This window comes from Paenibacillus tritici, assembly GCF_013204885.1.
Taxonomy (GTDB): domain Bacteria; phylum Bacillota; class Bacilli; order Paenibacillales; family Paenibacillaceae; genus Paenibacillus_AQ; species Paenibacillus_AQ tritici.
Window position 1 is genome coordinate 139,374 of record NZ_JABMKX010000001.1, and the last position, 12,963, is coordinate 152,336.

The following is a 12,963-nucleotide window of genomic DNA, read 5'->3' on the forward strand; positions in this document are numbered from 1 at the left end:
TTCAGTGGACGCAGGCTGAATGAGCAAGTGAGGAGCAGTAGTGCACCTGAATTTATCGGATGCGGGCTAAATGAGCAAGTGAGGAGCACTAGTGAACCTGATTACGCCGGACGCCGCCAAAAATCACTCATTATTCACCCCCAAATGTGTTTTGTTTCACCACCCGGTATCTCAGATATGCTCAGTTAGCAGTTTAAGAGGTTGAACCACATAGGAGACAAGGAGGGAATAGGATGAACGGAGCAGGTACGGGGCCATGTATCGTAAGGAATGACCGGACAATTCTGCTGGAATGCGGCCATTCCGGGTATGAGGAAGCGCGGGAGATGCTAAGTGAGTTTGCCGAGCTTGTTAAAAGTCCGCCAGCCTATCACACTTACCGGATCACGCCGTTGTCCCTGTGGAACGCAGCAGCCGGAGGGCAGGCTGCGTCAGAGGTGATTGGCAGGCTCCGGAAGCTGTCCCGGTGGGGCATTCCTTCCGGTCTGGAAGATGAGATTGAACTGCTGATGTCACGTTACGGCAGCTTGCAGCTGCACACGCATGAGAGTGATCCGCAGCTTGTTACGTTATCCGCCGGCCACGCCGGGCTGCTGGATGAGCTGGAAGAGCAGGATGCCGGCCAGCAGCTTAAGCAGCTGGGATTGTTCCGGTCCGGGGAGCGGCAGAGCGATTGCCCCAAGGTGAACCGGGGGCTTTTGAAGCAGGAGTTAACGAGACTGGGTTATCCGGTCCTTGATTATGCCGGGTACCGGGACGGGCAGGAGCTGAGGCTGACCTGGCGGGAGTCCCTCAGAGAAGATACGGAGGGGTCCGGCTTCGGGCTCCGGGATTATCAACGGGAGGCTGTCCGCCAGTTCCAGGGGATCGGCGGACAAGGGGGCAGCGGTGTGGTCGTGCTGCCCTGCGGGGCAGGCAAGACGGTTGTCGGTCTTGCCGTACTGGAGCAGCTGCAGTGCGAGACACTGATCCTTACTTCAAGCACCACCTCTGTAGAACAGTGGCGGGAGGAGCTGCTGAAGCGGACTACTCTGAGCGCAGAGGAGGTTGGGGAATACAGCGGGGAGAACCGGGAGGTGCGGCCTGTAACCGTTGCGACCTATCAGATTCTGACCCACAGGCGCTCCAAGGGAGGGCCGTTTGTCCACATGAATCTGTTCAATGAACGGAATTGGGGGCTGATTATTTATGACGAGGTCCATCTGCTCCCGGCGCCGGTCTTCCGGGCAACCGCAGATATTCAGGCTACCCGGCGGCTGGGTCTGACCGCAACCCTGGTCCGGGAAGACGGGCGGGAGGGGGATGTGTTCTCCCTGATCGGCCCGAGATGCTATGACCTGCCCTGGAAGGTGCTGGAGAAGCAGGGGTGGATTGCGGCTGTCGACTGCATCGAGGTCATCGTCCCGATGAACGAGATGCTGCGCCAGCAATATATGTATGCCGGGGCGAAGGAGCAGTTCCGCCTCGCGGCAGGCAATCAGGCCAAGGCGCTGGCCGCATCACAGATTGCTGCAGCACATCCCGCAGCGGCCATTCTGGTGATCGGCCAGTACCTCGACCAGCTGGAGCAAATGGCGGAGCAGCTGGAGGCCCCGCTGATCACAGGCAAGACTTCGCAGAAGGAGCGCAGCGCACTGTACGCCGCATTCAATGAGGGGAAGCTGCCGCTGCTGATCGTCTCCAAGGTGGCTAACTTTGCTGTGAATCTGCCGGATGCCACGGTGGCGATTGAGGTATCCGGGGCCTTCGGCTCGCGGCAGGAGGAGGCGCAGCGGCTGGGCCGTATCCTGCGCCCGAAGCCGGGCGATAACAAAGCGTATTTCTATACGCTGGTTACGGGCGACAGCCGGGAGCAGGACTTCGCTCTGCGCCGCCGGATGTTCTTGACGGAGCAAGGCTACGAGTATGGAGTGCGGTTGCTGGACCCGGCGGAAGGGGCTGTTCTGTGATGAGACAGGAGCAGGCAGAGGATACCTTGAAGCTGACGGCAGAGGCCTGCGAAGTGCTGCTGCGGATAGCCGCGGAGCATGCGGCTTCTCCTTTTGCCGCAGATACTGTTGACCGGCTGCGGCCTGAATTCCTGTGCCGTGCGCAGCAGGCGCTTGCCCTGGATGAGCTGCTTCACGCAGGGATGCTTGAGCTGCGGCAGAAGGTCTGGGGAGAGAAGCTGTATCAGATTCCGCAGCGGCAGTTGTCCTTCATCCTGCGGAGCTTCTGGGAGGGATGTCCGCAGGTCCGGGTGGAGGGTTCTGTCCAGGTTGAGCTTGCTGCCTGTACGGAGCTGGCCGCAGAGGTATTCCGCGGGCTGCTGTTCATCGCTCAGGAAGGCCTGCCGCTGACAGCTAAGGGAGTGATACATAAGAAGCAGCTCAGCCGGCTTGCCGGACAGCTGTCCATGCAGGAGCAGCATGCAGCACTGCTGCGGCCGGCTTCTTCAAGGCCGGAGAGCTATCCGCTGCCGGTAACGGTAATCATTGATCTGCTTACCGTGCTGGGTCTGATCAGCCGCCACAGCAGCGGGTATCTGCCGGACAGGGAGCGGCTGCAGCAATGGCTGTCGCTCTCTGCTCAAGAGATGACGGATACGCTCTACACCATTGTGATCAGCCGTTATGGTTCTCCGGGGCCTGAAGAGCAGCATTTCAGGCACTTAATCTCGGCGGCGGAGTTCACAGCAGGCGAATGGTTTGCTGTAAATCCTATTCTGAGATGGATGATGCAACAGGGGCTCGCCAAGGAGTGGTCTATCTCGGAAGAGGCAGACTCCGGCCTGAAGCTGTCTGTTCTTGCCTGGATTTCTCTGCTGGCCGGATTCGGCTGGTGTGAGCTGGGAACTTCGGCGGAAGGAGAACCTTGCTTCCGCTGGAAGGCAGTGAAGCCGCAGCTGACCGATATTAAGGCTGGAATAACTTCGCAGGGTGTAGCGGGGGCAGAGGAGGCTTACAGGAGTCCTGATGGAGTAGGGGGCGCTCCTGAAGCACAGGAGATGGTCAGCAACAGCTCATGGAGACCCGGAGAAGAGGAAGCAGACAATAAGAGCACACTTGCTCTGGGCTGCACGCCACTGGCTCTGGCCTGCACGCCACTGGCTCCGGGCAGCGCGCGACTGGCTCCGGGCAGCGCGCCACTGGCTCTGGACTGCACGCCACCGGCTCCGGGCAGCGCGCCACTGGCTCCGGCCTGCACGCCACTAACTCCGGGCAGCGCGCCACTGGCTCCGGACTGCACGCCACTGGCTCTGGACTACACGCCACTGGCTCTGGACTGCACGCCACTGGCTCCGGACTGCACGCCACTGGCTCCGGGCAGCGCGCCACCGGCTCTGGACTGCACGCCACTGGCTCAGGGCAGCGCGCCATCGGCTCCGGGCTGCACGCCACTGGCTCCAGACTGCGCGGCATCCGGCTTCATAGTGCAGCCGGATTTCGAGGTGCTGGTCCCGCCGGAGGTTCCTTATGCGGTCCGCTGGACCTTGGCCGGGTATGCGGAGCTGCTGCATAATGAGGATCTCTGGAGCTTCCGGTTAACCCGGGAGAGGCTGGAAGCCGCAGCGGAGCAGGGCAGCGATCCCAGTGAGGTTATCGCTTGGCTCAGCGCCCATGCTGCGGGGGGACTGCCGGAGCAGGTTGAGCTGTCGCTGCGGCAGTGGGCCAGAGGAATCGGGCGGACCGTGCTGGCGGATGTGCTCCTGCTGTCCTGTGCTGGGGAGCAGGAGGGACAGGATATTGCCGAGCATCCCCGGCTACAGGACATCGTTACTCGTATCGGGCCGCTTCACTTCATCGTCCGGCCGGAAGCTGCCGGGCAACTTCGCAAGGAGCTTACAGCCGCCGGTCTGGCTCCGTCGGTAAGGACCGGGGGCGCGAATGAGGACACCGGACAGCAGCGGCTCTTCGAGCCGTTTGCACCGTCCGGGGCAACGCGGTGTTACGAGCTGCCGTCAGCGGCCGGGGAACGGGGACTACTGGGTACAGGCCCCTCTCCGCAGCTTCTGCCGCTGGATAGAGACAGCCGGATGAAGCTGGAGCTGCCAGGTGAGGAAGCCGTGCCGCAGATGTGGTTCAACCAGTGGAGGCAGTATCATATCACCACAGCGCAAAAGATCATGGAGCAGGCTCTGGGCTGGGGAATCAAGGTTCGCCTCTCGCATCAGGGCAGGGCAGCCGAGTTCATCCCTGAGCGGATCAGCGGGCGCCCATGGAAAGTCCGGGGCATTCTGCTGCTTCCGGACACGGAGACAGCTGAGGAGATCGAGCTTGCTGCGGAGGACTGGGAGGAAATGAAGCTGCTCCATCCGCTCAACCATAGAAATTCTTCTTCTGCTGGGGCGGGCGGATATGTTATGATAAGGTAGTCTATCGCTGCGGTAGAACATTAAATGCAGAAAAGAGTTGAAGTTCATGAGCGTAGCGGAAATGAATACGGTTGATATGGCCGAAGTGCTGACATACGCCTATGAATTAGGCGATATGATTAATCAATCCGCAGAAGTGTCGGATTACTTATACTGGAAGGGCCAGGTGGATACCGATCCCGAAATCCAGGCCATAATCAAGCGGCTGCAGGGCAAGAAGGAGCTGTTTGAGGAGACACAGCGGTTTGGCCATTTTCACCCGAACTATCACTCGGCCAAGGATGAGGTTGCGGCCGTAGAACAGGAGCTCGAACAGTTCGAAGCGGTGGTGCGGTTCAAGAATGCGGAGAAGACGCTGGATGATATTCTTCATTCCATGTCTGAGGCGATCGCATTCTCGGTATCGGACAGTATCAAGGTTCCAAGCAATGACCCGTCCCCCAAAGGCGGATGCGGCAGCGGCGGCAAATGCTCTTGCGGATAAGCTGACCCATGAATAGACAGAGAAAGAGAGGCGGATGAGCTTATGTTTGCGGAACGGACAGGTTATATCGTATGGGTCAGCGACGTCAAGGCGGCGCGCAACCTGGAGAAATACGGAACACTGCACTATGTTTCCCGTAAAATGCACTATGCGGTAATGTATGTCAATGCAGAGCGCGCCGAGGAAGTTATGAAGAATGTCCGCAGACTTTCCTATGTGCGCAAGATTGAGCGTTCTTACCGCAATGAGCTTAAGACAGAATATACCAGCAACGGACCGGACAAGTCCCGGTATTTCGGTCTGTAATTCATTATAGCAGTTACTTGGACAGGCGCCGCTGGGCGTCTGTTTTTTTGAAAATATAAGAATGTATAGGTTTCACATGATAACTTATCCTTATATTTCTCGCTGAAACGAACGCCGTGCTTATAAAAGGACGGCAAAGCCGTTTCCGCTTGAGCGGAGGGTTGGCAATGAATAAAGAGGAGCAGGTATTAACAGCTTTCCGGGACTTATTCAATAAGTTAAGCTGGCTGAACAAAGCCAAGATGGAATCCAGTCTTAAGGGCAATAAGCCTTCGGAGGTACATTGTATTGAATACATTGGGAGAAATGCAGATTCTAACGTGACCAGACTTGCCGAGTCCTTGTACATGACCAGGGGGGCCATAAGCAAAATTACCCAGAAGCTCCTGCACAAAGGTCTGATCGAGAGCTACCGGAAGCCGGGGAATCATAAAGAAATTTATTTCAGGCTTACGGCCGAGGGGCAGTCCATTTACGACATCCATGATAAGCTGCACCGGGAGTTCCGGGAGCGGGACCGCCCTGTGTTCGAGCAGGTGACCGCCAGCCAGTATGACAGTATGATCAGCTTCATGGAGAAGTACAGCAGACATTTGGATAAAGAGATTAAGCGGCAGGAGCTGGACAACAATCCCGAATCTACTTGAATAGGAAAACAATAAACCGAAGCAGCCGGACTCTATAGAGAGCAGGCTGTTTTTTTATTGTATAATTATTGTTTCCAAGGAACCAAAAACGTGATAGGATATTATTGTTTCTTAGGAAACATAAATCAATTTCTGAGGAGAGTCGGGAAATGTCCATTTTCAGATCAGATCAACCGTCGGATAAACGCCAGCATACAGGACAAAAGGTAGACAAACACGCGCTAATCTTCGGCCTTATCTCTGTATTTTTGTGCGGAATAGGCTTCAGTATCATAGCTCCTGTTGTCCCGTTCCTGGTACAGCCTTATATAAGCGATCCCGGAAAACAAGCGGTAATGGTTACGATGCTGACTTCTGCGTATGCTGCCTGCGTGTTTTTTGCGGCTCCCGTAATCGGTGCTCTAAGCGATAAATACGGACGCCGCCCCCTGCTTTTAATCTGCTTATTGGGTTCTGCCACCGGGTACTTCATTTTTGGGCTTGGAGGGGCGTTGTGGGTGCTGTTTGCCGGGCGGATTATCGAAGGGATCACAGGCGGGAGCATCAGCACGATATTCGCCTATTTTGCAGACATCCTTCCGCCGGAGCAGCGGACAAAGTACTTTGGCTGGATGAGTGCGGTGGTAGGGGCGGGGACTATTATTGGACCGTCAGTGGGCGGATTGCTGGCCAGGTTTGGTTATTCGGTGCCCATGTATTTCGGAGCTGCTGTAACTTTGGTGAATGTGGGGTACGGATTCTTGTTCATGCCGGAGAGCCTGGAGAAGCAGAAAAGACTGAAGGAAATCTCATGGATGAGGCTGAATCCCTTCACGCAGCTTGCCAATCTCATGTCCATGAAGAACTTGAACAGGCTGTTTGTCTCCGCATTCCTGTTGTGGATACCGAACGGATCGTTGCAGGCTATCTTTTCACAATTTACCTTGGATAATTTCAGCTGGAAGCCGGCGGTCATCGGACTTATGTTCTCGATTATGGGTCTGCAGGACATTCTGTCACAAGCATTCATCATGCCCAGGCTGCTGCAAAAATACAGTGACAAACAGATAGCCATTCTAGGAATGGTCTCGGAAATTGCGGGCTACGGTCTGTTTGCGTTGTCTGCCTTGTTCTCCTTCTATCCTCTTTTTATCGCAGGTATGTTTATCTTCGGTTTCGGCGATTCGGTCTTCGGGCCTTCATTCAACGGGATGTTATCCAAGTCTGCCGCTGCCGGCGAGCAGGGACGGGTTCAAGGGGGCAGCCAGTCGATTCAGGCGCTGGCAAGAATGATCGGGCCGCTGATTGGAGGACAACTCTATGTATTGCTGGGACCCTCAGCACCTGCTTTTATGGGGATGATTCTCATAATGGCGGCTATCCCCGTGCTGTATAAGATCAACCGGACCGGATTATTGCCGAAATAGGCATACAGGAGATTCCGCACAGCCGGACTGCCTGGGATCGCGGTATGCTTGAACAACAGCCGTCAATGCGGTAAGATTGACAACAATAAGAGCATGCCAAGACCCTTTTACGTGGAGTGTGATGACAATACAATGCAGGGCAAGGGGATGGACTGGTGGGGGGTGTACGAGCCCTTCCATATCGTGCTTAATAATTACGGGATTGCTGACATTGTGCTTACCCGGCATGCGAAGGACCGTTACGCGAACAGGATTGCCCAGGAGGAGGGCGGGAACGGCGAGGTGACCGCCTGGATCTGGCAGGCCCTGAAGCAGAACCGGCTGAGGCCTTACTCGAACAGTGAATATAGCGCTTATCTGATCGACAATGATACGGTGATCGTGGCTGATTTCAGGCAGCTTGAGGGCGTAACCACCCTCGCCGGAGAGCCGCTGTACGTCATGATAATCGTGTCCTTTCTCGGCAAAATATCGGTCACTCCGCAGCTCCGGGATCTCAAGAAATACTACTCCTGGCTGCGTCATTCCCGGCGGATCAAGCTCTCGAAGAAACGCCGCAGGCGCAAGTAGGATACCAAGAACGAGGGAGGCATGCGGCTTAGGGCTGCGTGCCTTTTTGCTGGAAATATACGATTAACAAAGGAGCAGTAACGTATGAATTTTCATCAGCTTCATATTTTCTATACCGTATCCGAACGGGGCAGCTTCTCGGCGGCGGCACAGACCCTGCATATGACCCAGCCGGCGGTGACGATGCAGGTCCAGGCGCTTGAGGATTATTTCGGAACCAAGCTGTTCGACCGGTCCACCAAAAAAATCATGCTCACCGAGGCCGGTCTCACGCTGATGCCGTTCGCGCTGCGCAGTATGCAGCTGATGCGCGAGACGGATCAGGCGATGTCGGCCTTCACTCACATGCTGGAGGGCCGGCTGCAGCTGGGAGCCAGCCTGACCATTGGGGAATATGTGCTTCCCCGCCTGCTGGGGCCTTTCGGCAAGGAATATCCGCACATCTCCATCATGATGAAGGTGATGAACACTTCACAGATTATGGATGAGATCAACAAGCACCAGCTGAATTTCGGGCTGATTGAGGCGCCGGTAACCCACCCGGATATGGTGATTGAACCGGTAATGGGCGATGAACTGAAGCTGATCGTGCCCCGGGATCATCCGCTGGCCAATCAGGCTGAAGTGACTCTGGAGGGGGCGCTCGCCTATCCGTTTGTCCTGCGCGAGCGCGGCTCGGGTACAAGACGGGTGATGGAGGAGCAGCTGGAAGCCAAAGGGCTTGATCCTGCCGCCATGCGGATTGTGATGGAGCTGGGCAGCACCGGAGCAGTGAAGTCAGCGGTAGAGGCCGGGCTGGGGATCACGATCATCTCGACCTCCTCGGTCAAGCATGAAGTGGCGCTCGGCCTGCTGAAGATTGTCAATCTGGCGGACGCGTCGTTCAAACGGCAATTCTATGCGATTCATCTGAAATCGACCCTGCTGCCGATCTCGGCGGTGACCTTCCTGAACTTCCTGCGCCAGCATACCGGCGGACAGTAGAGGACAATAGCATAAGAATAACCGTATAAGAATAGCTGTATAGACCGATCTGAAGAACGGAGGGATTCTATGAAAGATCATAACAGTCATAGCGAGCCGTCACAGGCTGAGGCCCACACGCAGGACACTGCTGATACCGCTGGGAGATGCGATCTGCACACCCACACACAGGCCTCGGACGGCATGCAGCCGCCGGCCGAGAATGTGCGGCTGGGCTTTGAGAAGGGGCTGGCCGCGATAGCCATTACCGACCATGATACGCTCAGCGGTGTTGCGGAAGCGCTGGAGGCGGGCAGGCAGTACGGAATTACCGTGGTTCCCGGTGTAGAAATCAGCACACGTGCAGGCGGCAAGGAGATCCATGTTCTCGGTTACTATATTGACACTGAGCAGGAGCTCTTGCTGTCCCGGCTGGAAGAACAGCGCAATACCCGGCTCGGGCGCAATGAAGCGATTCTGAAGAAGCTGCGCGGGCTGGGCATTGCGATCACCCTGGAGCAGGTGGTGTCAGGGCTGGGGCGGGAGCTGAAGCCGGATGAGAGCATTGGCCGCCCGCATATCGCCGATGAGCTGGTCCGGCTGGGCGCGGCAGTGGACATGCGGGATGCTTTTGACAAATATCTGGCTGAAGGTGCGGCGGCCTATGTATCTCCTCCGCGCATCACACCGGAGGTGGCCTGCCGCTGGATTCGTGAAGCGGGTGGTGCGGCTGTCTTGGCGCATCCCGGTATTTATGGCGATGATGAACTGGTGCGCAGCATTGTGGAGCAATGTGATCTGGACGGCATCGAGGTCTACCATTCCGACCACGGTCCTGCGGAGCATGCCCGTTACCTGTCACTGGCCGAGGAATTCGGCCTGCTCGTTACCGGCGGCTCAGACTTCCACGGTGCGCGGCAGGGCGTTGTTTTTCACGGGGAAATCGGCAGCGTGAGTGTGCCTGCTGCTGTGCTGGCGCAGCTGAAGGCCGGGATAGGGAAGCGGTTAGGGTAAGGGATTAGAGTAGGAGTAAGGGTAGCAGTTGGAGTAAGGGTAAGAGTAAGAGTAAGAGTATGGAGCAAGAGTAAGAGTAAGAGTAAGAGTAAGAGTAAGAGTAAGAGTAAGAGTAAGAGTAAGGAGTAAGGAGTAAGGAGTAAGAGTAAAGGATAAGAACAAAGCTTAAGGACAAAACACAAGAACGAAGCATAAGAACAAATCAAGAACAAATCAAGAACAAATCAAGAACAAAGCAAGAACAAAGCAAGAACAAAGCAAGAACAAAGCTTAAGGGCCTTGGAAGACTTAGGGTAGTTCGGAAGAAAACTGGGGAGCCACTGCACAGGAGGCCACCGTAATTCCAGCCAAAGTGGGATGAATGAAAGAACTGAAGTGTATAAGTGCACCTCATTCCGATTAAAGTGGGCTGGATGAGAGAATGAAGTGTATAAGTGCACCTGATTCCGACTAAAGTGGGCTGGATGAGAGAATGAAGTGTATAAGTGCACCTGATTCCGACTAAAGTGGGCTGGATGAGAGAATGAAGTGTATAAGTGCACCTCATTTCGATCAAAGTGGGCTGGATGAGAGAATGAAGTGTATAAGTGCACCTGATTCCGGCCAAAGTGGGCTGGATGAGAGAATGAAGTGTATAAGTGCACCTCATTCCGATCAAAGTGGGCTGGATGAGAGCATGAAGTGTATAAGTACACTTGATTCCGCCAAAAGCGGGCGGAGTGGGTAAACCAAAGGGATAAATCCCTCCGAATCCGCCAAAAGCGGGCGGAGTGGTGAAACCAAAGGGATAAATCCCTCCGAATCCACCAAAAGTGGGCGGAGTGGATAAACCAAAGGGATAAATCCCTCCGGATCCGCCAAAAGCGGGCGGAGTGTAGAAACCAAAGGGATAAATCCCTCCGAATCCACCAAAAGTGGGCGGAGTGGTGAAACCAAGGGGATAAATCCCTCCGAATTCGCTAAAAGCGGGCGGAGTAGGGAATTCAGAGCGATAAAAGGATTGGATGAATAAATCGGATGACTTGCAGCACCGGAAATCCAAGGGTATAACGCCGGAAATCAAGGTTATACCGCCGGAAATCCATGAGTATACCGCCGAAAGTCCAAGGGTTCACCGCCGTGACGACCAGCTTCAAATACAAATCTAAAAAAACCCCCGTCCGACAATGGACGGGGGTCTTAAGGTTTGTAAGATTAGAGCTGTCCAGACAGCGATGCAGAGGGTTACCGGCGCAGCTATAGAAGGCACGATCAGAATTCCTTCGCAGTCAGTTGTCCTTCTGTGAGATCCGGCATGTGCCGACTGCGCCAGGAGTCTTAGCTCCGCAGAACATTCGGCAGATGCTTGATCCGCTCTTCATCCGGTGTGACGAACAGCGTCCGCTGATGATCATAGATGACGAAGCCGGGCTTCGCTCCGCTGGGCTTGCGGACATAACGGATCAGAGTGCAGTCAACCGGCACGCTGCTCGATTGCTTGGCCTGGCTGAAGTAGGCCGCAAGCTGTGCGGCTTCCTCCAGCGTGGCATCGCCGAATTCTTCGCTGCGGATCACCACATGCGAGCCTGGAATATCCTTGGTATGCAGCCAGGTATCATTCGGAGAAGCCAGGCGGTTGGTGACATATTCATTTTGCAGATTGTTTTTGCCGACATAGATATCCACTCCTTCAGAGGAAGTGAACACCTGCAGCGTGGGTCTGGCGGCCTTCTTTTTCTTTTTGCCTTTCTTGCTGCGGTCACGCAGGTAACCCTGACTGACCAGCTCCTCGCGGATCTCCTCAATGTCATTCAGTGAGGCGTGGGCGAGCTGCTGGAGCAGCAGCTCCATGTAGGCAATCTCTTCATGTGTCCGCTGCACCTGCTCCCCGATCACCCGCAGGCTGTTCTTGTACTTGTTGTACTTCTTGAAATACCGCTGTGCATTGTCCGTAGGGCTTAGAAGCGGGTCCAGCGGAACGGTAATCTCCGCCTGGTCCTCATCATAGTAGTTGACTAGCCTGGCTTCCTTGTCTCCCTTGTTCAGGGTGTGCAGGGAAGCGAACAGCAGCTCACCCCAGATTCGGAACTGGTCGGCATCCTGGGCTTCATCCAGATCCTTTTGCAGGTTGGCCAGCTTCTTGATGTTCTTGGCGCGCTCGTTGCTGAGGAAGCGGATGAGGTCGCTTACCCGCTGCTTGACGGTGTCCTTCTCTGCCTTGTCTCCGTAGTAATCCTCCAGGCACAGGCTGATGGAGCTGTAATGCTTCACATTCCCACCCATCACCCGCAGCGGAGTAGCAGAGAAGATTGGCTTACCCTTGGCATTCAGCCCGGTAACCGGGGAGAAGTCCTGCTTCCGGACAGGCTCCATTACGGAATCGAAGGCTTGCCATAGCTGCTCCGGCTTGTCGGTTCCGCTGGTGTATTCTTCAGCGGCTCCCCCAAGCTCCTTATAGCGGTGGACGATCTCGCCGGCGATCAGCGGACTCAGGCCGCTGAAGGCATGGACCAGCCACCCGGCCGGATCGGCTGAAGGAGAAGGTCCCCCGGAGCCGTCGGCCTTCGGAGCCTCCAGGGAGGCCAGCAGTCCTGCGATTTCGCCTTCGATCAGGTCTTCCTCCGGCTCCTCCGGGTGCTCGGCTGCATAGAGGGCCGCTTCTTCTGCCGCTGCCATCAGCGCGGTGAAGCCGGCCTTGCTGATCTCCAGCGGATTCAGCTTATGCTGCTGCGGAGGCTGTGTATAGGCGGCTCCAGGCATCACGACACGGTAGCTGCTGATCGACGGGGTAACATGATGAATCCCGTCGATAATTGTACCTGTGGACAACTCGGTCAGAATGATATTGCTGTGCCGTCCCATCAGTTCGATGATGATTTTTTTGGCGGAGACATCCCCCAGCTCGTCGCGGGTTCTGATGGTGATATGGATAATCCGCTCCAGGCCCACCTGGGTAATGCTCTCGATGGTCCCTCCCTCACAATGCTTGCGCATCAGCATGCAGAACATCGGCGCTTCGGCCGGGTTGATGCTGCTTCTCTCGGTCAGATGGAGCCGGGGATAGGTCGGGTTGGCGGACAGCATCAGCTTGCCGCCTCCGCCTGCACCGCGGAGCGTGAAGATTAGGTCATGTGTGCTGGGTTGATATATTTTGCCGACGCGTGCACCGATGAAGGGCTGAAGCTCATGCACGATCGCTTGGGTAACAATGCCGTCTAATGCCATGATAAAGTTCTCCTG

Annotated in this window: 10 protein-coding genes; 9 read left to right on the forward strand and 1 reads right to left on the reverse strand. The window is 55.8% G+C overall.

Annotation, left to right across the window (positions count from 1 at the left end):
- Positions 1-233 precede the first annotated feature (233 nt).
- The 9 genes from HQN87_RS00685 to HQN87_RS00725 all read left to right on the forward strand — a co-directional run bounded on the left by HQN87_RS00685 (position 234) and on the right by HQN87_RS00725 (position 9,744).
- Entirely contained in the window at positions 234-1,949 is a 1,716-nt protein-coding gene (locus HQN87_RS00685) for a DNA repair helicase XPB (RefSeq protein ID WP_173126229.1), read from the forward strand.
- Complete coding sequence (locus tag HQN87_RS00690; protein ID WP_173126232.1) at positions 1,949-4,354, forward strand: helicase-associated domain-containing protein; 2,406 nt, start codon at positions 1,949-1,951, stop codon at positions 4,352-4,354. The genes HQN87_RS00685 and HQN87_RS00690 overlap by 1 nt, the downstream gene beginning before the upstream one ends.
- Before the next feature lie 46 nt (positions 4,355-4,400).
- Positions 4,401-4,838 (forward strand): YlbF/YmcA family competence regulator, encoded by a 438-nt coding sequence (locus HQN87_RS00695; protein ID WP_173126235.1) that lies wholly within the window; start codon positions 4,401-4,403, stop codon positions 4,836-4,838.
- 42 nt (positions 4,839-4,880) lie between these two features.
- A complete protein-coding gene (locus tag HQN87_RS00700; RefSeq protein WP_173126238.1) occupies positions 4,881-5,144 on the forward strand; it encodes a YlbG family protein in 264 nt (87 codons plus the stop codon).
- A gap of 167 nt (positions 5,145-5,311) precedes the next feature.
- Positions 5,312-5,791 carry a MarR family winged helix-turn-helix transcriptional regulator gene (locus HQN87_RS00705; protein ID WP_173126241.1) on the forward strand — a complete coding sequence of 160 codons (480 nt, stop codon included), beginning with the start codon at positions 5,312-5,314 and terminating at the stop codon, positions 5,789-5,791.
- Between the two features lie 149 nt (positions 5,792-5,940).
- On the forward strand, positions 5,941-7,197 hold the full coding sequence (locus HQN87_RS00710; RefSeq protein ID WP_173126245.1) for an MFS transporter: 1,257 nt from the start codon (positions 5,941-5,943) through the stop codon (positions 7,195-7,197).
- 93 nt (positions 7,198-7,290) lie between these two features.
- The gene (locus HQN87_RS00715; protein ID WP_367272640.1) at positions 7,291-7,767 is read left to right on the forward strand and encodes a hypothetical protein; all 477 of its coding nucleotides are present in this window, start codon (positions 7,291-7,293) and stop codon (positions 7,765-7,767) included.
- A gap of 84 nt (positions 7,768-7,851) precedes the next feature.
- Positions 7,852-8,751: a selenium metabolism-associated LysR family transcriptional regulator gene (locus HQN87_RS00720; protein WP_173126247.1), complete on the forward strand. Its 900-nt coding sequence runs from the start codon at positions 7,852-7,854 to the stop codon at positions 8,749-8,751.
- Positions 8,752-8,820: 69 nt separating this feature from the next.
- A complete protein-coding gene (locus HQN87_RS00725) occupies positions 8,821-9,744 on the forward strand; it encodes a PHP domain-containing protein (protein WP_173126250.1) in 924 nt (307 codons plus the stop codon).
- A 1,317-nt stretch (positions 9,745-11,061) separates the two neighbouring features.
- Here HQN87_RS00725 and HQN87_RS00730 read toward each other — a convergent pair.
- On the reverse strand, positions 11,062-12,948 hold the full coding sequence (locus tag HQN87_RS00730) for an Rqc2 family fibronectin-binding protein (RefSeq protein WP_173126253.1): 1,887 nt from the start codon (positions 12,946-12,948) through the stop codon (positions 11,062-11,064).
- Between the last annotated feature and the right edge of the window lie 15 nt (positions 12,949-12,963).